We start from the raw sequence: 20637 nt of genomic DNA, 5'->3' as shown, positions 1-20637 counted from the left end.
CCCCTTGGTGGGGGTGATGTACTTTTCCTGCAACTTCTGGCGGTTTGTTTCTGAAAATCTCTATCAAGCAAAGAGTTGCACATCCGTCTATTGCTCGAAAAACGTGGCGCCTCGGAGCCTTGCTGCGACCGGCTCAGCATGCGGCCACGCCAGATTTCGCACGAATCGCACGATTACCCCAAAAAGGCATGGGGTGTTTGGGCGAACGGGCGACGACGATCATCGACGGATTGCTGCACATTGGCGGTGGACCTTCTGACGAGAATTGGAGTTGCTCGGAAAGCCTTGCTGCTCAACACCCATTTTATCCATTAACCACCCGGTTCATTCTTAAATTCCCTCTCATTCCACTTGCTATCCCCATCCAACATATGACGGCACTTTATTTTTTCCGGCCTTGCATCGCCAGTCTTATATTTCAATTCAATTTTTACCCGAACTTTCTTCCCACTGGCGGCGTTGGCATCGGCGAGATCGCCAACGCTATGCTCCCAGCTCTTGTAGCCACTCAGATTTAGACCTTTGCGACGATTTTGCAATTCCCCTTCCTCATTCATAAGATATATATTTCTATCGGGATAGGAGTCTATGTACGCACCATTTCCAGCAACAACATTGAGTCTGTTCGTTGGCCCGTTGAATTGATCGGCTATCAGGTGGAATCCGACGTCGCAATCTTGCGGCACAGTACGCGATTCTCGATGATCGGGAGCGACCGTACTACGAGCATCGAATGGCCGCCTGAGCCGGGACCGATCATAGAAGGCATCGCGCGACGCGAAGAGTTCAGCTTGCGTGGTTTGATCACGAAGGGCTGTTACCCCCGCTGTATCTACCTGACACATGAGCGCACAAACTATCGCGACATTCGACGGGGTTTTAGATAAAGATTAATGCGTGGATGCCGTTAACTATCGTTGGGTACAAATTCAACGTTCAAAGCAGGTTCATGCAATTCGCATAATCAGCCAAATAGACTATCGTGGGACGGAAATTGTGTCGTGCGTGGCCTTAAATCAAATCGCTTCCTCCCGGATGGCCCTTCATCCAGGAAAGCAGCCGGCGCGAGTTGCGCCCCGAACGCCGGCCGGTAGCCGGAGACGCTTGAGGCGTTGGCTGAGTCCCGTCCCGGACTGATGCCGGCAGAACCAGGAACGCCCGCCCCCTATGGAGATTTCGCCATGACGTTGATCGGATCCGTTACCTCTTTCAATGCGCCGCGCCGGCGCCTGGCGACTCTTTGGCGGGCTGTGGGTTTGGTCTGCCCGTTGGCCGCTTTTCACGCATTCCCCGCGCAGGCGCAAGTGCAAGGCCCTGTGTCATGCCAAGCTGAGGTGCAGCGCGTCGGCCAACAACTGATGTCGGCGAACCGCCCTGCACCGTGCGCCACGTGTGCGATCAGGTTGACGCAGACGCTGGGAACCCTCTATAGCCATGGCACACTGCCAAACTTCTACGTGCAGGTTGCCAATGTCAATTGGCATGATCCGCAACATCGTCCGGCAATGATGTCGGGACTGAGCGTCGGCGGGATTCCAGCGGGTGCTAATCTGGCGGCCGACATCGACAGCGGCCACGGTCCACGTGGCTCCCTTCAGTTGCTCTACACAAAAGGGGGCCGACCGATCGCGGTCGCGTCGACAGATCGTAGGGTGTTGATTCCGGTTTCACCTTGCACACCCCCGCCTACGCAGTAGGCTGCAGAGGCATTCCGCAGAGAGCGACCGTTTCCTATCGAAGTTCGAAATCTGCCGAACGCGAATCAGCCGAAAGCGTAAGCGCCGCTCGGGTCAAATTGGAAGGAAAAGCCATATGAAACTCATCCCTATCGCGCTATCCCTGATCCTCACTGGCTGCGGCCAAGCATCGCATGATGCTTCGCCCACGGCATCAGGCCACTACCAACTGGCTGTGGATAGCGGTGGCAATGCATGGAGATTAGATACGAACACGGGCGAAATGAAGCGTTGTTGGCAAGGCACCCCACCAGCAAAAACGGCGCCGAGTTGCTATACCGCGACTCAGGAGTGACGCGATCCCCACGCGCCTAACGCAAGGAAACGAGAGGCAGAATCGTCGTTGTAGCAGCACAAGACCCATCATCGACGGAGAAAACATGAATCGATCGATCATCGTTGTCGCGCTGATGCTTGCCGGATGGGACTCGGCAGTGGGAAGGTAAGTTTCTTAGGAAAGCCGCGGCGCACTTCGCGAAGGAGTCGATGTGAAGTGCGCGTTCATTGAGCGGAATCGACACCACTGGCCAGTCTCAGTCCTGTGTGAAGCGCCGGAAATCAGTCCCAGCGGATATCATCAGCGCCGGCAGCGCACCAGCGGCGCCAAGCCGCACAGAGGCTGTATTAGCAACGACGCCCTGCTCGCACACATCAAGGCAATTCACGCGCAGGTCAAGGGCGAATATGGTTGGCCGCGCATGTGGAAGGAGCTAGTTGCGCGCGGCGAGCGTGTAGGCAAGGAGCGTGCTCGCAAGCTGATGGCGCAGCATGGCATCCGTGCGAAGCACGAGCGCAAGTACATCGCGACGACAAACTCGAATCACAACCTGCCGGTGGCGCCGAACCTGCTGGAGCGCAACTTCACGGCGACGGGACCGAACCAGGTCTGGACGAGTGATATTACGTACTGTGCGACGGCCGAAGGCTGGGTCTATCTGGCGGTCATCATCGACCTGTTCAGCCGGCAGGTAGTGGGCTGGTCAATGCAGCCACACATGAAGGCGGTGCTGGTCACGGATGCGTTGCGCATGGCGTGGTTCCGGCGTCGCCCTGAGGCTGGCGTCATCGTGCATAGCGACAGGGGTAGCCAGTATTGCAGCGGGCTGTTCCAGGACACGTTGAAGGCTTACGGCATGCGCTCGTCGATGAGCCGGCGCGGTGATTGCTGGGACAATGCCTCGACCGAAAGCCTGTGGGGTTCGCTGAAGGTCGCACGTCTGCATGGACAGCACTTCGCGACCCGGCGTGCGGTGATGGATGAAATCGTCGACTGGCTCGGCTTTTACAATTCGCGGCGGCTGCATTCAACGTTGAACTACGTTAGCCCGATAATGTTCGAGAAAAACTAGTTCGCGGCTCAGCCGGGGCGAGCCGCATAATTCCCTCAGCTATGGGATTCGCGAAACAGGGGCAAGGTCATGAAGGCACACGACAATGCGCAAAAGCTCATTCGGTGGCTGCGTCAACATCAGCCAGCTACGGTTGCTCAGATCGCGGCCAACGGCGTAATGAATTCGCGCGACGCTTCTGATGCAGTCCAGTATGGTGTGCGACACGGCGCACTGGAGCGAGTTAAGCGACCCGCTGTGAGGGCGAACGAGCGAGTCCAATATCAGGTGACAGGACAGGCACTGCCGGTCCTGAAGACCGTCGCGGTCCCGTCGTTCGACGGGTTACTCCAAGCGTGGGACATCGCGCGCACACCGCCGCAATTGGCAGCGCACACGTCGCGCAAATTGGCATTAACCGTTCAATTCTCGTGGACGGTCGACGGCGTTAGCCGAAGCGTCGAACGGGTGCGGCGTTTTCTCGATAGTCAACGCTAACTGTTCGGCATACGTGGGCGAATAGAAAAATAGGACGGAGATGGGCAAGATCGGAATGAAATTCATGGACCCGAACGCGTTCTCAATTCGTCTGACGCACGGCCTGCTGTCGATCCCGACGTTGGGTAAGCTGACGGTGGACACCGGCAGGCTAACTGCTGAGGCGCTGGCGATGAGCCGTTATGGCTGGTATGTTGACTTACGGATGGGCATTTCGAAGTCGCGGAAGTTCAAGGCCCACGTCGACGGGGGGCGCGAGGCTGACGCCGAAGCCCTGATGGTTGAGCATTTCGGGCGACGCGCGGATGCGATCCGTGCCGAGTTGATCGCGGCATATCCGGCTCGTCACGCCATTTTTGGTGCCGCATTTGACGCTCATGCCAACGGTCAGTATCTGCTTTCGATTCCCGTTTTCTTTTGCCCAGGTAGACGGGATCTGTACGGATGTCCTGCGGTTGGTGTTCTTCCAGCGGACGGGGCGTGAAAAAGTGATCGCGGACCTGAAGGGGCGCGCCGGTTCGGAGCTTGCTCAAGCGTATCTTGCGCCCCTCGACACCGATATGCCCGCTACCATGTCGCTATCGTCGCGAGGGCGTGGGTTCTCCGGGCTCAACCGGCACACGGTACTGCACGGGGAATCAGTCGACTACGGCACTCGCGAAAACAGTCTGCGTGCGATTTCCCTGCTGAATTACATTGCCCAGTCACTGCAGCGTGAGCTTCCCATGACGGGTGCTAACGCACCACGGCCGGTCAACCAACAACGCGCGGCAACTGGATGCGCACTCCGCGCTTTAAATGTTCTTCGATGAAGACACGAGGAAGCTCGCTAAGCCGCCATCCGACCTCCGGCCGTCGAAGCAGCGTCACGTACACCGTATTTCGGATTCCTCTATTCAGTGGCGGCATCGACTCATCCGACGTGTACCGAGTATGCAAAGGCTCGATCGCGTTGCGAACGGCGTACGCAATAATCGCGGCAGACCAGCGGAATGCCCGCAGTTGATGTAGAGGCCACTGCGGCTCTGTCTGCGCAGCCGGAGGCTCCCAGTACGGCGGAAGGGTGAAGAGCACCCTCCCCATTGCGACCTCTCGCTGTTCATTGTCTTCGCGGAGCAGCTCAGAACAGCCATGACGAACGCCAGACTTCACTTGCCGGACGATAGTTGGATGCTCGCTTGCAGGCACCTCGTCGGTCCAGACGTTCATCACAACGGACTCGAGCGACGGACAGAGTTCGGCCACCGCAATACGCCTGGTATCGGCTGTCGACAGGTATGGCGCTTCTACCCATTCCATTTCGGTTACTGTCCCTTCGAACATCCAAAGCGCCCTCGCCCTCGACTCGGCGGCCGCTTTCTTGCCGGTACGGCCCGTGCAGGACATGACGTTCACCTCCTCCTGACCACGTTCCCCTCTCTGTGCCGGGCGGACGTTTGATCAGACAATAGTAGGCTCTCCGCCAGGATTCCCCAAGGGTGGCCTTGACGCTTCGACGGTCTGTAAGACGAGGGTAACGGGCTAGATAGCTCGCACAAACATTGGCAAGGGTAAAGATTCGCGCGGAAATGCGTATCAGTGGCACGTTCATCCCAGTTAAAGCTAACCTTGATTCATACAAGATCCCGCCAGGCGGGGCCTGGCTCTGCAGGTGATACTTTCAGACTGCTTCAATTGGGGCAAGCGGCCGGATCGTACCACGCGGCTAAAAGCCTTGAGCGACAACGCTTGCCGGGCGATGTTGCGCAAAACTGCACGAATCCTTGCTCCTATCCTCTTAGGGCCGGGCGAAAAAGCTGACCGTTTCCCGATCGCAGGCCCACAGGCTCCGCGGCGCGCGAAAACAAGGAATGTCTGGACTTGCGAGACGGCATGGCGGAACTATACTTCCTATCATCTGACGGAATTGGCATGCTGCGGGAAAAGCGAGACATGCACAGCACAGCCCCGGTGCATCGCATGCGCGAATGGCTCGTGCCGGACGCTGCTTGCCCTTCGGGTCTCTCCGGTCAGCAGGTACCGCCGATCGGCTCGGCGCCGTGGGGAGCGCAATGGACGGCGTCCCTGCAACGCCCCGAATGCGCGGCACGCGCCTCGCGGCCCAGTGAAGCGAGGAGCCAGGCATGCGGTACTGCCGTGATCGGTAGGTCAGGGACAGCCTGACGCGCGCCGTCCATTGCGGCCGCACCACCAACGGGGGAATCATGGCTTCGGCCCATACCGTGCAGCACTGGCCGTCGAGGGGCGGAACACACAACGCGAGGAACACCGTGACGGCACCGGTGTGTGCGCGCGTTCTACCCGGGCACGGCCACCGGGTCCGTGAAGGATCCCGGACAAAAATGCAGGCCGATCCGGCCAATCGACGCATTCTGGTAATCGACGACAACGCGGTGACGCAGGAGGATCTGCGCAGGATTCTCGCTGGCCACCCCGACAGTGAAACCGCGCTGGCGACAACCCGGACGGCCCTGTCGAGCGGAGTACCGGTCGCTCGCGAGGCGTTTCCGGTCGACTCCGCGCATTCGGGCCAGGAAGCGCTTGCGCAGGTCGAGCGCGCACTTGGGCAGAACCGGCCCTATGCGATGGCATTCCTCAACATGCGCATGTCGTCCGGCTGGGACGGCCCGACGACGATCAGGCGGCTCTGGCAGTTAGACCCGCAATTGCAATTCGCGCTGATAAACGCGGATGCCGACGCCCGCCGGGAAGCGCTGGCCGCGCGCCTGGGAGCAGACGACCGGCTGCTCATTCCTGACGAGCCACCGAACCATGCCGGGATACGTCAGGTGGCGAGCATACTCACGACCAGGCGGCGGACGACAGGAGCGGCCGCTGTCGGAATGAGCAACCTCGCGCGGGCCATCGAGGGAGAAACCAGGGAGCTCGACGAGGCGAATCTCGTCGTGGAGAACGGCCCGGTCATCTTCTACCGTCTGCGTGGCGAGCCCGGGCTTTCACTCCTGTATATATCACAGGGCATCACCCGGTTCGGTCACGACCGTGACGCCTTGCTGGCCTCGTCAGCCTGGGTCGAGGAGCTCGTCGATCCGCGCGATCGGACGCGGGTCGAGGCGGCCATCGCGCGCGTGCTGGACCGGGGCGTCACGGGCGCGTCGGTCGAGTTCCGCCTGCGCACCGGCGACGGGGCCTGTCGTTGTGTCGAGAACCGCTTCGTCCCTGTGCGCGACCGGGAGGGACGGCTCATCGAAATCGAAGGGATGATCCTCGACATGACCCGGGAACAGGCCGCGGAGGAGAAAACCGCGCGGCTCGCCGGTACCGATGCGCTCACGGGACTGGCGAACCGGAAGACATTCCTACGCCGGCTGCGCCACGCGTTCGCGGCCGCCCAACGCGGCGCCATGCCGTTTGCGGTCTTTCATCTGGGTCTCGATCATTTCGGGTCGGTCAATGACACACTGTGTCGCCCGGTTGGCGACCTGTTGCTTCGGGAGGTCGCGAAGCGTCTGACGACCTGCATGGGCGAACGCGATCTGGTGGCCCGACTGGGTGAGGATGAATTCGCCATCCTGCAGGGCGAGATGGGCGAGCCCGCTAACGCCGGGAGCCTGGCGGTGAGACTCCGGACGGCACTGGCCTTCACCTACCACCTCGATGGCAACGATGTTCGGATCACCACCAGTATCGGGGTCAGTCCTTACGTCGAGGGAAGTAGCGACGCGCACGCGCTGCTGATGCAGGCTGATCTCGCGCTCCACCGCGCCAGGCAAGATGGCGGCAACCGGTATTGTTTCCATTCCGACGGGCTCGACCAGTCCGTGCTCGAACGGATGACGCTCGCCGATGATCTGAGAGGCGCAGCGGATCGCGGCGAACTGGAACTCCAGTACCAGCCCGAGGTCGAGTTGTCCTCCGGGAACATTGTCGGGATGGAAGCGCTGGTGCGCTGGCATCATCCGACACGCGGCCTCCTTGCCCCCGGCGATTTTGTGCCGATCGCTGAGCGGGCCGGCACGATGAGAGCGCTTGGCCACTGGGTGCTGGATGAGGCGTGCAGGCAGATGAGGGTATGGCGTGACGAAGGCGTGGCCCCCCTGATGATCGCCGTCAATCTGTCCTTGTGCGAGCTTGGTAGCGCTCAGACGTTCATTCGCGATGTCGCCGAAACCATCGCGAAATGGCGGCTTGCCCCGTCCGACCTGGAGTTCGACGTGACGGAGGCGACCCTGACCCGGCTCGCGTGGTCCCAGAACGACGTGCTCCGGGCGCTGCGCGAACTCGGCGTGAAGATCGCCATCGACAATTTCGGCAGCGAGTACACATCGTTTGACTATGTCCGCGTCTGGCGCGTGAGCCATCTGAAGATTGCTCAATCGCTCATCCACCGGTCCACCAGCGATCCAGGGATTGCGGCGACGATCCGTGCCATCGTCAACCTCGCGCGCGAGGCCGGTATCGGCGTGATTGCGCAGGGCGTAGAGACCGAGCAGCAGCGTCTGCTGCTCGCTGACACGAATTGGGCGACGAAGGCGCAGGGCTTTCATTTCAGCGAGGCGGTGGCGGCCGCTGAGGCCAGCGCACTGCTGCGCCAGGGCCACATCGCCGAATCAACGTAGTGCATGCGTCCATCGTTCAAGCCCGGCCGGCTTTGGTGATGGCGCAGGGACTACTGGGCTGGGGCCGGGTCTGCGGCGGAGGAGAGCGCGGGCTCCTTGCTGTTGAAGTTCGCAAATTCCGCTAATGATGTCCGTTGGAGCGCTAATTATGTCCATTAATTCTGCTAGCGCGGCTCTTCTACCGCAACGCGAACTCACTGCCCGACACGACTGACTAAGCGAAGGACGACGCCGCTGACCAACATCCACACAAGGGGATGTTGAAAGCCCCCAATGTGACACACGAAGTGCCGCACTGGATGGCGCTTTTGATCTGCGCTGAGATGGGCACCTTCCGAGGATCAAAAAAAATGACCTCCGGTATTTGCACTTCCTGCCGCTTCAAGCGAATGCACCCATTGGGCTCCTCTACAGGCGCATTAGCCGAATTAGTGGACACGACAAACGCGTTAGCAAGATCAACGGACATCCGAGCGTGCGTGCGTTGCTGAAACGCAACGCCTAGAAAGGCATGCGAAATCGCTGATATGCCTTATTTTGCGGGGCCAAAATACAGTCTTGCATTAGCGTAATGTACGGACACGATTAGCAGTTACTACGGACTTCAACACCTACCGTCACTCTGTGCACGGAAAACAAGGAGACCCCGTATAGGGTTCGGCGCGGGAGCGTCGATGCGCCGGCAAGATCCGTCTCGTCGTCGCCACCTGCGGATGCTAAAGTCCTTGCAGCCGCCGGCTTTCAACGAAAAGAAGGGGACCGTCATGGCAAACAGAACCTCCCTGCTCCAGCGCGCGGCAGCCGCCGCTGCTTTCTTTGTGCTGATCGCGAGCCATGTGGCCCGCGCCGAAGATAGCGTCGCGCCGGTTCATCCGGCCGCTCGCGATATTGCCCAGGAAGAGCGCAACCGCGCGCTAGTCGTGAACTTCTACGATGCGGTGTTCAACCGGCACGATCTCAGGACTGCTAGCATCGTGCTCGCACCGAATTACATTCAGCACAATCCGCATGTGCCCACCGGGTCCGCGCCGTTCATCAGCTTCTTTACCGAATACTTCAAGCATGCCCCCGATGCCCGTTCGGCCATCGTGCGCAGTGCGACCGACGGCGATCTCGTCTTTCTGCATGTTCACTCGACCGGCAACCCGCAAGACCGCGGCAACGCCATCGTGGATATCTTCCGCGTCGAGCACGGCAAGATCGCTGAGCACTGGGATGTGGTTCAACCCGTGCCCGAGCAGTCAGCCAACGACAACACGATGTTCTAGTCGCTCCGGCGAAACACGTTGTCTGCCGCGGGTCTCGCCTCGCGACAGACAGCGCGCCGCGGTTCAATCGCGGCTGCCGAACACCGCCTCCCCTTCGAACAGCGTTATCACCGTGTCGACCTCGGAGATTCGATGCGGCGCAACCTCGCGCAGATCGCCGCTCAAGACCGCAAGCGATGCCGGCCGTCCCGCCGAAAGACACCCCGCCTGAACGTCGAAACGCAAGCTAAACGCCGAATTCTGCGTATAGCGGCCCGCCTTTTCTGCGTTAGCGTTCTTTATCCAGCCGTGATAGCGGCGTTTGCTTCGTTCGCCAGTGCTGCTCTAGCTGCGGGAGGCGCTCTTGCGCCCACTGCGTACGACGCTCGGTACTGAGCAATTCGACAAACTGCGTCAGGCAACCGTCACGCTTGCGCTTAACGACCTTGAGCAAGTGTCAAATGACACAAAGTCGTCCGGACCCAAAGACCAGTTTATAAGGCACAGCGAGCAGGGGTATTCGCCGGCATATCGTCCCGCCACATCGATGAATCAGCCTCCGTGCTGGCGAGGTTATCGTTGCGCGCGTCGATCCACTCAATCGCCCATTGGCGCGCAACCTCGATCGCCTCGTCTTCGTTATCGAACCAGGCAAGATTGCGCTCGATGTGCATTTCAGTGTCTACATTACTTTCTGGCGAGCTGGGGGTTAGCCGCGCGTGAGCGAAGAATTTCCCCAGGGAGAAATCCGGAATCGCGTTAATGATCCAGCCGCCGTACTCGTACTCCATGGTCACCTCCGATACCCAGCTAATCGAGATTCGAAAAGAGAAAACATGGATTCATCGGATCGTAATTGCTACACCTCCAAGGTTGAACTCGCTGACTTCAGGGTCTGTGCGGGGGCAACGAGTTCCCCACCTTGGGTTTCGTTATAGACCCTCCAGCGAAGCGCGTATGTGGTTCCTGGGATGGAAAATCGCAACAAATGCGACAAATTGTTTCTCCCCTTACTACGGCTCAGGCTTACATCTGACTATGTTTCCCCAGTAATGGTGAGCGAGCATCCATGCAAGGAGCACGGCAATGAAGATCCAGTATTTCCTTGTGGCGGCCGCCGTCGTCATGATGACCGGCCCGGCATTTGCCCAGCCACAGACGTCTGGGGAGATCACAAAAGGAACAGACAAGACCACCGTGACAGGAACGGCAACGGTCATTGCCACGGTCGTCGCCATTGATCCCGCTACCCGGACCGTCACGCTCAGGGACAAGAACGGCCGCGTCAAAAAACTTGAGGCGGGCGAGGAAGTGCGCAACTTTGATCAGCTCAAGGTTGGCGATGTGGTCACCACCGAGTACCGGGAGGCGAGGTCTCTGAGTCTCAGAAAAACAAGCGGCCCGCGGTCTGCCACGGAGCGGCAGATCGTGCATCCGGCCGCGTCCAGGACCGAACCGGGCGGCACAATCAGTCGTGAGGTGACGGTAGTGGGCGATGTCGTTGCCGTTGATGCAAAGGGGACACACGTCACAATAAAGGGGCCGCAGGGCACGATGGATATGTTGGTGGACCCCGAGCAGCTGAAGAACATTCGCCAAGGTGATCAGGTTGAGATTGTGCATACCGAAGCGGTTGCGATATCCGTCACGCCCGGAACGAGCACGTAGTCACCGGGAGAGTTCAGGTGTCGCGTTTTGCGCCATTCTGGCAAAGAGAGACCGGCTTCCCTTGAGCCGAGCTGCTGACGGCCCAATTTTCGCCTTATCTGACCCAATCGGTCGACGCCACGGTGGACCCTCAGGACCATGCTCATGCTCTTTCGTGCAGTGCCAGTACTTCAGAGTTCCTAACATTCTCTACATTCAAAAACGGTAGCATGCTCGGCCACCTCAAGGGTCGTCACGGCCGAGAAGTCGGCGACAGCCAACAGTCCACGATCTTCAATGCCTTTTGTGGATCCGATAGCGGCCGGTCTTGACTTTCGGTAGGCTGACCGGGTTGGGTCGATCTGAGCCGGTTGTCATCCGGCTCAGTGCGGCCGCAAAGGGGCATCGAATCTACAGTCGCCTCGACGCTCAAGCATCGCCTGTGCACCCGCAAACCGCCATTCGGCTCACGAATCCGCCCGAAGCCTCGCAAAACGAACGCGGCCACCGCCGCACTCAAATTTTGAGTCGCGAGACCTTGGTTCCCGAGAGCGACACATCTCCCATCAGACCGGCATTGGTCAGCACGATCGCATTGACTGGTGCGGTTGCCGTTGTCGTATCGATCGCACCGTTCGCACCGACCTTCAATAGCGCGACGGACCCTTCTCCACCGACCGACCAGCCTTTGGAACGGCGAAAGCTGTTGAGCGCATCATGGGTCATAAACAGGAAGATAATGGCCTTCGATTGAGCCCCCGCCTGCAGGCCAAATGACCCGGATACCGTGCTGTAGTAGCCAACGGATTTCCCGCCTGCGCGCAATGCGCCTTCGCCGTACTCGCCACCGGCGACGAAGCCAACCTTGATCACCGATGGGAACACGAGCACACCGTTCGCCTTGTCGACCAATTCCCGGGAACCCCTGACGTTCGCGTACAGCTTCGACAGGGTCCCATGGACCTTTGCATCGATCGCCCGGCGCTTCGAATCGTTGGACTCGTTGGCAATGGCATCGCTTACCGCCCCCAGGGAGACCGTGAGCGTAAGACCCGCGCCAACTAGCATTGCGCCCGTCCGCACAAAACCTCTTCTGTTCATCGCTACCTCCGTCGTTGTTGCATGGGTTACCGGGTCGCGGCCTCGTCTTCAGATGACCGGGATCGGTCAGGCATCGGGACCGAACTTTACGAAGCGCCGGTACGCCGCTCCAGTTCCGCTGTCGTGCGCTCCAGCTCCTGCACGATCATCGCCTCATCGGGCAACACCGTCTGGTACTCCGCCGCAAGAATCTTGTTCGGCAGGTTGTCCAGCGCGTAGTGTGCTTCGGCCGCACCTTTTTCGGCGCAAAGGATCAGACCGACAGGTGGATTCTCCCCAGGCTTCATCCAGTGCTCGCGCGCGTAGTTCAGATAGAGATGCATCTGCCCGGCGTCCGCATAGCTGAAGCGGCCGACCTTGAGATCGATGATGACCAGGCATCTCAACCGTCGATGGAAAAACACCAGATCGACCCTGAACCACGTGTCGTCGATTCTCAGGCGGCGCTGCCGGCCGACGAAAGCGAAGTCGTCGCCGAGCTCCAGCAGGAAATCCGCCAGATGCTGGATCAGCGCCTCCTCAAGATCCGACTCCGAGTACTCGTCCCTGATGTCGAGAAACTCGAGGACGAACGGGTCGCGAATCGCCTCCTCTGGCGTGAGGAGATCACCCGGCTGGGCATCAGCGGCTTTTCTGAGCAGCGCCGCCTTGTTGCGCGACAGCGCCAGCCGCTCGTAAAGCTGGCTACCGATCTGGCGGTCGAGCTGGCGCACCGACCAGCCTTCGCGCAACGCCTCTGTTTCATAGAAAGCGCGCGCGGCCGCCGTCTTCACTGAAAGCAGGCGCACATAGGCGGACCACGGCAACGTAAAACGGGTGGCGAGCGCCATGTAATCGGGCGCTGTTGCCGTGGTGTCGACAACGTCTTTCGCCGGCAGCGATTTTCCAGACGGCATCTGGACATTTTCGGGAGCTGCCGATTTTCCAGACACTGTCTGGAAAATCTCCGCCGCCGGCCAGGCGGAATAAAAGGCGCGCATGCTGGCCAGATTGGCCCTGCCGAATCCGCGCCCGAAACGGCGCGTCAGGTCGTCCGCGAGCCGGGCGATCAGCGCCTGTCCGTAGCCGGCGCGCGCCTGCCCGCCCTGCTCGCTGGCGACGATCCGCCGCCCGATCTCCCAGTAGGCGGCGGTCATCACGGCATTGACGTTGCGTGCCGCCGTGCGTCGCGCCGATTCGACGACACCGACCACTTCCTTGTGCAGCCCGGCGTAGTCGCCGGGCGCGATCGCCACCTTCGTCATGACGCGTTCACGGCATCCTTGAACGCCTTGCCCGCCGTGAACTTGACGGTCTTCGCCGCGGGGATCTGGATTTCGGCGCCGGTCGCCGGATTGCGGCCGACCCGTGCGGCGCGCGCACCCGTGGAAAACGAGCCGAAGCCGATCAGCTGGACGGTATCGCCCTTCGTCACCGCGCCCGTGATCGCAGCGATCACTGCGTCGATCATCTCGCCGGTCACGGCCTTGCTTTCATCGGTTACCGCCGCGACCGCATCCACCAGTTCCTGCTTGTTCATTGCCGCCTCCTCGTTGTGGTTGGGATGTCGCCACCCTACCCGATCGGCGCGCCTTCGCGCAATCACGACCGGCGGGCGGTCCGGTTCTGCGGCAACCGGATCCACTTAAGGTGCATTGACTTCGCCACGCGCCGTCAGGGTCGGTCGGAAGCGCCCGGGCACGGCAGATCAATCGCGAATTTATCGCCCGTCACCGGGCGACGACCGGAAGGCGCCACGCAGCCAAATCGCCACATCTGATAACTGGAATCATCACGGACCGGCACCTCCGGCTGGAACCCGCGCAGCGGCCCGATGGGCGGCGAATCGCGCCGGCGGGGTGCGCGCTCAGCGACTCCCGGGCGGGCGGGTCGACAGGGTACGCCGGTACTGATCGACTTCGAGAAGCAGATGGTCAATCCGCCCGCGCAGCTGGCCATTCTGTGCGCGCAAGGCTTCCACCTCGCCGCTCGCCTGCAGCCGCACCGCATCGTTCTGCATCTTGAGGAAACGCTCGGTGCCGGCCAGTTGCGCGGCCGTATGCGCGAGGGCGGTCGCGCCCACGCCGGCGCGTTCGATCGACGCGAACAGGTCACCGAGCAGCCGGTTCACGTGTTCCCCGGCCAGATCCCGCGCCGCATGCGCTTCACCGAGTTCGCGGTGCAGCTGCGCGTTCGCCTGCTCAAGCCGCCGGATCCGCGCATGGGCATCTTCCAGCGCGGCCTGCAGCAGGGCCTGCTGGCGAGTCTCGCCCACCCCGCCAGCACCGTGCGCCGTGACCGTCCGGTGGTCGACGGCCCGCTCGCGCTGTGACGCGTACAGTGGCGCGAGCGCCTCGCGCACCACCGGGGCCAGCGCCTGGCGCATCAGCTCGAGATCGACCGGCCGGTTCTCCGCACTGCCCGGCTGCGCCAGCGGCGCCAGCGCCTGCGCGCGCAGGATCGCCTGCTGGACCGTCGGCGCACTCGGATGGCGCTGGACGCCGACCTGCGGCGCGACATCGCGCAGCAGCCGGCTATAGGTGGTCGCGCCAAACACGCGGCCGGTAATGGCCCGCACTTCCGCGATCAGTCCATCCAGAAAGCGCGCGTTGTCGAGCGGGAAATCCCGGTCGATCGCCGCGATGCCATTCATGATCGCGAGCAGCTGCGCATCGCTCCATTCAATCCGGGGTCGGCCCATTGTTCAGCTCCTCAGGGTCCGTCAGAAAAGATCGCCCTGCCGTGGATCGCGCGCCGGCGGCTTCGACGCCTTCACCGGCCGTGCCGACTGGCGCCGCGGCTTCACGCGCCGCAGATGCGCGATGAGCCGGACGGGCACGCCGTCGGCCAGCAGTGTCAGGCTGAAAAGGCCGGTGTCACCCGGCGCGGTCGCGCCGTGTGCTCTGAGGGACGGTTGAAGGGCACGACGGCGGGCGCGCGCGACCAGCTGCGCGCGGCTCATCCCCGGCCAGCATTCGGCCACCAGCCGCTTCACCGCATCGGACAGCGCGTCCGGCGCGAGGTCGGCCGGCAAGGCCAGCGCTACCAGTTCGAACAGGTCAGCCATGGGCGGCCCGTTCTCTTCCTCGTCGCGGCCCTTGCCCCGGCCGCCCGTCGCTCATCGTCCGCAGTTGCCCGTCCATCCGCCTGCCCGCTCCGTGGTTCCTGTGATGCCGCCGATTCTGCCATAGCCTGCGTCATTTTTACTACCGTATTTATTACTCCGCTTTGCTCTACTGGACATTGCCGCCATAAGGTTCTGCAGGGAGAACTTCATCCGCGACGATAAATCCCAAGGTACGCTTCGGGTCGACTACTGAAATTCGACGTCGACGTAAGACCGACTGCGGCCAATGGAGCAGACATTCGACCGGGCGTCTTGAATCGTTCAATTTTCGCCCGGCTGTGCGGCTGAGACGCGAGAAGAAAGCGCGTCGATCGACGATCTGACGTATAAACCGCGACCCGCCGCCACGTGTCGTCGGCGCGCTGCCATCAAGTGCATGGCCGCCGCATGGAAATTACAACGGACTCGCGGACGCGTATCTGCGCCGGCAACTACTCGTCAGGGCGGGGAAATTCAGGTTTGCCCTAGTTAAAGTATTTGCGTCTGTTGTCGATATGCAGTGTAGGCACCGCCCCGTTTAATTTGCCTCATCCGCCGCCATGGCCAAACATAAGCGTCCCAGCCGTCGTAAGCGCTTCCCGATGTGGGTTGGCTGCCGGCAGAGATACTGCGGCGCCTGGTTGTCCGCACTCGGGGTTCAGACCGATCGAGTCGACGTATTGGACGACACAATTTCGCTCCCGGTTGATGATGTCGGGGCTAAAGAAGGCTGCGAGGGAGCCCTGCGCGGCAGCCGGCCAGCAGGTGTCGGCCATTGTCTGTTCGGGCAATCCTGGTGGACGGAGGACGGATGGAATTCGGCGTTCGCCCACGGTGATTCGTCGCTAACACAGCTGTGTTTTTCGGTTGGAGGAATCTTCCAGTTCGGGAGGGTATTGGACGACGGCTCGCCGTCTAGCGAACTGATTAGGTTGTCTAAGGGGGCGTCTGATAGCAGTGGTGGCGACGGTAAACCGGTTCACGCCGGGGGCGGCGGCATCCTGGACTCCGTTGCAATTTGCCGTGACAGCGACGCCACCATGCTTATGCCATCGGCTCTCCCGCGATGCTAGTTCCAACGGTTCGCTTCCTGGTGCGTCAAAAATGCCTTCTGAGGCCCTGCCGATCCATGCCGAAACCGAAAAGTGAACCTCAAGTGCGACGAATTGAGTTTGCCTCCCTGCTAGCTGGTCTGGTCAGTCTCATTCTTTTGTCCTTGTGCGGTTGTCAACAGCAAGACCACGCTTCTTCGAGCACACCCGTGCCGACCAGGACCACCATTACTGCGTTGATATGGGCTCCAGACTGGCCGGAAGAGATGCTCCAGATTGCTGCTGAATTCAGCAAGCTCAATCCAGACATACGCGTGAATGTGCAGTTCATGATTGGCAATTCGGTCGAAGAAAATATCAAGCCCCGGATCGCCTCTGGCAACTTGCCGGATTTGGTGAGTGTCAACCCGAATGCGTATGCGGCTGAACTGGCCGATCAAGGCATTCTGGCCGACGTTAGCAAGACATCAGCATGGAAGAACATGCTCGACCCTCTCAAGGGGGACTGGACCAGTCGCCAATCCAGGAGTTTTGGACTATCTGGCGGAGTGGCTACGACGCTGATCTATTACAACCAAAACATGTTCGCGAAGGCAGGGATCAGGGAACTGCCGACCAATTTTCACGAGTTCCTGGTGGTTTGCGAGCAGCTCAAACGTGCGGGCTTTACACCCATTATGTGGAACGGTGGCTTCCCGAACATGCTCGGCAACGGCCCCTTCGCTTCCGGTTTCGCCAACAATGTGGTGGCACGCGAGCTGGCTTGGAAGAGAAAAATCGGTGATGGCACGCTGGATTTGAACACGCCTCAGGTAGCCGATATTTTTGCCAGGATTCTGCTGATGGCAGAACGTGGTTACGTACAAGAGGCGTTCATGGCGACGGATTACGATGAAGGCATACGGTTGTTCAAGGAAGGCAAAGTTGCGATGGCTTTTCACGGCAGTTGGGCAGCCGGCCTTATGCTGCGCGGCAACCCCTTCGAGGTTGGCGTGTTTATTCCGCCCTGGAACGCGCCTGGCAAGCGGGTGGTGCCTGTGATCGGCAGCGAAACCGGGTTTGCGGTGTGTGAGACTCCCAACAAGGCCGCAGCGATGCGTTTCCTCGAATTCATCGCCGGGAAGGGGTTCTCCATTCTCCAAAGAAAACGCCAGAACATCCCCCCGTTCAAGCAAGTCGCGGGAACGATCGTGAGCGATCAGAAGATTGTCAACTACACGAACATGGTCAGTCGCTATCCGGTGACAGCCAGCCCGTACTATTCGGTTCTACCCTCCAACTCGATCGAGCGGCTGCATCAATTGATGCAGGATGTGCTGTTCAAGAAGATCACGCCCAGACAGGCAGCAAAGCTTCTGGACGAGTCTGTCAAGAATGAAGCAAAGATGCAATACAAATGAGCTCAATCATCGGTTCGCTGCGAAGCGCTTTCGCGTACTTCTCGCTGGATCTACTGCGCCGTGTCGAAATTCGTTACCGGCTGATCACCGCGTTCATACTGCTTTCGCTGATACCGATACTTATTTCGGGCTACATATCGTATGTTGAGTCGACCGCAGCGATCAAGGAGAAGGCGGAGATATTCTCGAAAGAGGTGGTCAAGCAGGTATCCAAAAACATCTTGTTGCGGATGGAGCAGGTCGAAACGGAAAGCAGCCTCGTTGTGCTCTCTGATCGAGTTCAAGGCGCGCTTACAAGGGTTGCAAACGGCAGTGCAAAGGAGCAGAGCGAGGCGCGCCAGGATATGACCCGGCTGCTCCTGGAGCACTACGGATCGGTTGATTTCATCAACCAGAAATATCTGCTCGACAGGAACAACCGAATCATGGACACCCAGGCGTTCGCGCAACTGACTCGGGGTGTGATGCGCCTGGTCAAGCAGGCTCCCGATCGGAATGGCCGCCCTTACTGGGGCAGTTACGACAACGGCGTTGGACAACAAAACATCGGGATGGTGCGTGCAATCATCGGCAAAAGCAACAATCAGCAGATCGGCAATCTGGTTCTGGTTATTCGCCCCGAACATTTCTCGACGATTTTTAATGACGTCGCCTTGGGGAACGGAACGGAAATCTACGTTCTCGATTCCAGCAACAACAAGCTGATTGTCCGTACCGACGGCACACCCACGGACACCGATGGGACGGCCGAAGCTGGCCCGATCAGAAAAATCGCGAACAACAAGCCACGCGGCGAGCCGAGTGGTTTCGTCGACTTCGAGGGCAAGCGCGGGGGGCGCTACCTTGCCGCGTACACAAGGATTCCTGGCACGACATGGTTTGTGGTCAGCACAATCCCGGAAAAGAAGTTGACGGCGGAGGCACAGTCCGTGCGCAACCAGATCGTACTGGTTGGCATCTCGGGGTTCCTGCTTTCGATCTTCCTGGCCTACTTCATTTCCCACAGCATTTCGGCACCGCTTAAAGAACTGGTGCGAAAGATGCACGATACAGGCAACGATGCGGGAGCCGAGACGGAGGCGCTTGCGGAAGCGCACACTGATGCTGGCGGTAAGGATGAACTAGGCAGACTGGCGCAGCATTTTGAAAGAATGAGTGCGGCGATCAAGCAGAAGATCCAGAAGATCAACGAGGTCAACGCCTCCCTTGAGCAGACCGTCATCGAGCGAACGGCGGAACTCGTCACCAGGGAGCAGGAGTCGCGAACGTTGATTGAGAACTCGCCGGACACGATTACCCGCTACGACCGAGACCTCCGCCGTATTTACGCCAATCCCGCTTTCTGTGCCTCGGCGGGGCGCAGCCTCGGCGAATCGCTCGGCAAGCGGCCCTCGGAGATCCCCGGCGGCCCTAATGCGCTGATCTACGAGAAGAAGATAAGCGAAACCATTTCAAGCGGAAAAAGTGCGCAATTTGAGCTGAGATGGGTCAGTAAGGATGGTCAGGAACAGTGCACCCATATCCGCCTGACTCCAGAGATTGACCGGTCGGGCAAGGTGAACTCGGTGCTGGCTGTCGGTCGTGATTTGTCGGACCGGATAGCATTTGAGGCGACAATCTGGAAACAGGCCAATTTCGATGCGCTGACCCATCTTCCGAATCGCCAGATGTTTCAAGACCGTCTCGAGCATGAAGCCAGAATATCGCATCGCTCCGGGCAGCATATGGCCTTGATGCTGATCGACCTGGATCGCTTTAAAGAGGTCAACGACTCCTTGGGACACGACACAGGGGACATCCTCCTGATCGAGGCCGCCAGGCGCATCACTTCATGCGTGCGCGAATCGGACACTGTCGCTCGACTTGGTGGTGACGAGTTCACCGTCATTCTGCCCAACCTGAACGACACCGAAAGCATTGAACGGATCGCAAAGACTATCATCAACAAGCTGGCCGAACCCTTCAAACTCGGCTCCGATGAGGTTTTCATTTCTGCCAGCGTCGGCGTCACACTTTACCCCGACGACGCCAGCGAACTTGATGTCCTTTTCAAGAATGCTGACCAGGCCATGTATGCGGCCAAAAACGCTGGGCGTAACCGTTTCAGCTATTTCACGCCCGACTTGCAAGTGGCGGCAGAAACGCGCCTGCGTCTCACGAGCGATCTACGTGCCGCACTGCCTGGCGAACAGTTCCAGGTTTATTACCAGCCCATCGTTGATCTGGCGACTAGGGAAATTTACAAAGCCGAGGCACTGATCCGCTGGCTGCATCCCGAACGCGGCACGATCAACCCGCTGAATTTCATTCCATTGGCCGAAGACACGGGGCTAATCGTTCCCATCGGCGATTGGGTGTTCAAGCAGGCCGTTCATCAGGCACGGCAATGGCGCAGCCGATTCCATCCGTCTTTCCAGATCAGCGTCAACATGTCACCGGTGCAGATTCGTCAAGACAGCCTCGTTTGTATTCAATGGTCCGAATATCTCATTCGGGAAGGGATGCCCGGGCAGAGTATTGCGATTGAAATAACCGAGGGGCTGTTACTGGACGCCGAATTGAACGAAAAACTGCTGACCTTCCGTGATGCGGGGATTCGGATCTCGATCGACGACTTCGGGACTGGTTACTCGTCCCTGGCCTATCTCAAGCGCTTTGACATCGATTACCTCAAGATTGATCGTTCATTCGTACAAAACCTCGGCTTTGACGGCGGCAATCAGTCGCTTTGTGAGGCAATGGTCATGCTAGCTCACAAACTGGGATTAAAAGTCATTGCCGAGGGGGTGGAGACGGCAGAGCAACGTGATTTTCTCATCGCCGTCGGTTGTGATTTTGCCCAGGGCTTTTTGTATTCCGAGCCCGTTCCGCCTGATCAATTTGAGGTGTTGGTGTGGCCGAATCTCGAGGGCAAGCAAGTCGCGGAAAGCTAACTTCAACGTCCGCTTTCGGCGTTAATGTCG

Annotated in this window: 16 protein-coding genes and 1 pseudogene; 8 read left to right on the top strand and 9 right to left on the bottom strand. The window is 59.7% G+C overall.

Annotated features, from left to right (window positions below):
* Window positions 1–311: 311 nt before the first annotated feature.
* Window positions 312–557 (bottom strand): hypothetical protein, encoded by a 246-nt coding sequence (locus tag AC3WOG_RS27640; RefSeq protein ID WP_492581025.1) that lies wholly within the window; start codon window positions 555–557, stop codon window positions 312–314.
* Between the two features lie 1634 nt (window positions 558–2191).
* Between AC3WOG_RS27640 and AC3WOG_RS27635 the strand changes: the two are divergent.
* The 3 genes and pseudogenes from AC3WOG_RS27635 to AC3WOG_RS27625 all read left to right on the top strand — a co-directional run.
* A pseudogene (locus AC3WOG_RS27635) lies at window positions 2192–3085 on the top strand (IS3 family transposase); the annotation flags it as partial.
* Between the two features lie 69 nt (window positions 3086–3154).
* Window positions 3155–3562: a hypothetical protein gene (locus tag AC3WOG_RS27630; protein ID WP_492581024.1), complete on the top strand. Its 408-nt coding sequence runs from the start codon at window positions 3155–3157 to the stop codon at window positions 3560–3562.
* A gap of 40 nt (window positions 3563–3602) precedes the next feature.
* Window positions 3603–4046, top strand: coding sequence for a hypothetical protein (locus AC3WOG_RS27625; RefSeq protein ID WP_492581023.1), 444 nt, complete (start codon window positions 3603–3605; stop codon window positions 4044–4046).
* Between the two features lie 269 nt (window positions 4047–4315).
* On the opposite strand, the gene AC3WOG_RS27620 is transcribed toward AC3WOG_RS27625, so the two are convergent.
* Window positions 4316–4948, bottom strand: coding sequence for a hypothetical protein (locus AC3WOG_RS27620; protein ID WP_492581022.1), 633 nt, complete (start codon window positions 4946–4948; stop codon window positions 4316–4318).
* A gap of 956 nt (window positions 4949–5904) precedes the next feature.
* Here AC3WOG_RS27620 and AC3WOG_RS27615 point away from each other — a divergent pair.
* Both AC3WOG_RS27615 and AC3WOG_RS27610 read left to right on the top strand, forming a co-directional pair.
* Window positions 5905–8142: a GGDEF/EAL domain-containing response regulator gene (locus AC3WOG_RS27615; RefSeq protein ID WP_492581021.1), complete on the top strand. Its 2238-nt coding sequence runs from the start codon at window positions 5905–5907 to the stop codon at window positions 8140–8142.
* A gap of 764 nt (window positions 8143–8906) precedes the next feature.
* Window positions 8907–9410, top strand: coding sequence for a nuclear transport factor 2 family protein (locus tag AC3WOG_RS27610; RefSeq protein ID WP_492581020.1), 504 nt, complete (start codon window positions 8907–8909; stop codon window positions 9408–9410).
* A 63-nt stretch (window positions 9411–9473) separates the two neighbouring features.
* Here AC3WOG_RS27610 and AC3WOG_RS27605 read toward each other — a convergent pair whose 3' ends face one another.
* Window positions 9474–9635: a hypothetical protein gene (locus tag AC3WOG_RS27605; protein WP_408360579.1), complete on the bottom strand. Its 162-nt coding sequence runs from the start codon at window positions 9633–9635 to the stop codon at window positions 9474–9476.
* 248 nt (window positions 9636–9883) lie between these two features.
* The gene (locus AC3WOG_RS27600; RefSeq protein ID WP_492581019.1) at window positions 9884–10180 is read right to left on the bottom strand and encodes a hypothetical protein; all 297 of its coding nucleotides are present in this window, start codon (window positions 10178–10180) and stop codon (window positions 9884–9886) included.
* A 295-nt stretch (window positions 10181–10475) separates the two neighbouring features.
* Here AC3WOG_RS27600 and AC3WOG_RS27595 point away from each other — a divergent pair, with 295 nt between their 5' ends.
* Window positions 10476–11057, top strand: a complete 582-nt coding sequence (locus AC3WOG_RS27595; RefSeq protein ID WP_492581018.1) for a hypothetical protein — start codon at window positions 10476–10478, stop codon at window positions 11055–11057.
* 495 nt (window positions 11058–11552) lie between these two features.
* Here the strand turns inward: AC3WOG_RS27595 and AC3WOG_RS27590 are convergent, their stop codons facing one another.
* From AC3WOG_RS27590 to AC3WOG_RS27570, 5 genes are all read right to left on the bottom strand, one after another.
* The gene (locus tag AC3WOG_RS27590) at window positions 11553–12137 is read right to left on the bottom strand and encodes a BPSL1445 family SYLF domain-containing lipoprotein (protein WP_492581017.1); all 585 of its coding nucleotides are present in this window, start codon (window positions 12135–12137) and stop codon (window positions 11553–11555) included.
* Window positions 12138–12223: 86 nt separating this feature from the next.
* Window positions 12224–13381, bottom strand: a complete 1158-nt coding sequence (locus tag AC3WOG_RS27585) for a PDDEXK nuclease domain-containing protein (protein ID WP_492581016.1) — start codon at window positions 13379–13381, stop codon at window positions 12224–12226.
* Window positions 13378–13722, bottom strand: coding sequence for an HU family DNA-binding protein (locus tag AC3WOG_RS27580; protein ID WP_492582470.1), 345 nt, complete (start codon window positions 13720–13722; stop codon window positions 13378–13380). Before AC3WOG_RS27580 ends, AC3WOG_RS27585 begins: the two co-directional genes overlap by 4 nt.
* Window positions 13723–13983: 261 nt before the next feature.
* Window positions 13984–14817 (bottom strand): hypothetical protein, encoded by an 834-nt coding sequence (locus tag AC3WOG_RS27575; protein WP_492581015.1) that lies wholly within the window; start codon window positions 14815–14817, stop codon window positions 13984–13986.
* A 21-nt stretch (window positions 14818–14838) separates the two neighbouring features.
* Entirely contained in the window at window positions 14839–15183 is a 345-nt protein-coding gene (locus AC3WOG_RS27570) for a hypothetical protein (protein ID WP_492581014.1), read from the bottom strand.
* 1300 nt (window positions 15184–16483) lie between these two features.
* Between AC3WOG_RS27570 and AC3WOG_RS27565 the strand changes: the two genes are divergently transcribed.
* On the top strand, window positions 16484–17674 hold the full coding sequence (locus AC3WOG_RS27565; protein ID WP_492581013.1) for an ABC transporter substrate-binding protein: 1191 nt from the start codon (window positions 16484–16486) through the stop codon (window positions 17672–17674).
* Window positions 17671–20607, top strand: a complete 2937-nt coding sequence (locus tag AC3WOG_RS27560) for a bifunctional diguanylate cyclase/phosphodiesterase (RefSeq protein ID WP_492581012.1) — start codon at window positions 17671–17673, stop codon at window positions 20605–20607. The genes AC3WOG_RS27565 and AC3WOG_RS27560 overlap by 4 nt, the downstream gene beginning before the upstream one ends.
* Window positions 20608–20637: the final 30 nt, after the last annotated feature.

The organism is Paraburkholderia sp. FW306-02-B (genome assembly GCF_058782725.1).
The sequence above is the reverse complement of the archived record's forward strand: the minus strand, read 5'-3'. Positions and strand labels throughout refer to the sequence as shown.

Bases quoted from the DNA above. Each gene is read 5' to 3' on its own strand.
- AC3WOG_RS27570 (WP_492581014.1), bottom strand. From the start codon at position 15,183: ATGGCTGACCTGTTCGAACTGGTAGCGCTGGCCTTGCCGGCCGACCTC.
- AC3WOG_RS27595 (WP_492581018.1), top strand. From the start codon at position 10,476: ATGAAGATCCAGTATTTCCTTGTGGCGGCCGCCGTCGTCATGATGACC.
- AC3WOG_RS27560 (WP_492581012.1), top strand. From the start codon at position 17,671: ATGAGCTCAATCATCGGTTCGCTGCGAAGCGCTTTCGCGTACTTCTCG.
- AC3WOG_RS27625 (WP_492581023.1), top strand. From the start codon at position 3,603: ATGGGCAAGATCGGAATGAAATTCATGGACCCGAACGCGTTCTCAATT.
- AC3WOG_RS27640 (WP_492581025.1), bottom strand. From the start codon at position 557: ATGAATGAGGAAGGGGAATTGCAAAATCGTCGCAAAGGTCTAAATCTG.
- AC3WOG_RS27600 (WP_492581019.1), bottom strand. From the start codon at position 10,180: ATGGAGTACGAGTACGGCGGCTGGATCATTAACGCGATTCCGGATTTC.
- AC3WOG_RS27620 (WP_492581022.1), bottom strand. From the start codon at position 4,948: ATGTCCTGCACGGGCCGTACCGGCAAGAAAGCGGCCGCCGAGTCGAGG.
- AC3WOG_RS27590 (WP_492581017.1), bottom strand. From the start codon at position 12,137: ATGAACAGAAGAGGTTTTGTGCGGACGGGCGCAATGCTAGTTGGCGCG.
- AC3WOG_RS27585 (WP_492581016.1), bottom strand. From the start codon at position 13,381: ATGACGAAGGTGGCGATCGCGCCCGGCGACTACGCCGGGCTGCACAAG.
- AC3WOG_RS27630 (WP_492581024.1), top strand. From the start codon at position 3,155: ATGAAGGCACACGACAATGCGCAAAAGCTCATTCGGTGGCTGCGTCAA.
- AC3WOG_RS27610 (WP_492581020.1), top strand. From the start codon at position 8,907: ATGGCAAACAGAACCTCCCTGCTCCAGCGCGCGGCAGCCGCCGCTGCT.
- AC3WOG_RS27615 (WP_492581021.1), top strand. From the start codon at position 5,905: ATGCAGGCCGATCCGGCCAATCGACGCATTCTGGTAATCGACGACAAC.
- AC3WOG_RS27575 (WP_492581015.1), bottom strand. From the start codon at position 14,817: ATGGGCCGACCCCGGATTGAATGGAGCGATGCGCAGCTGCTCGCGATC.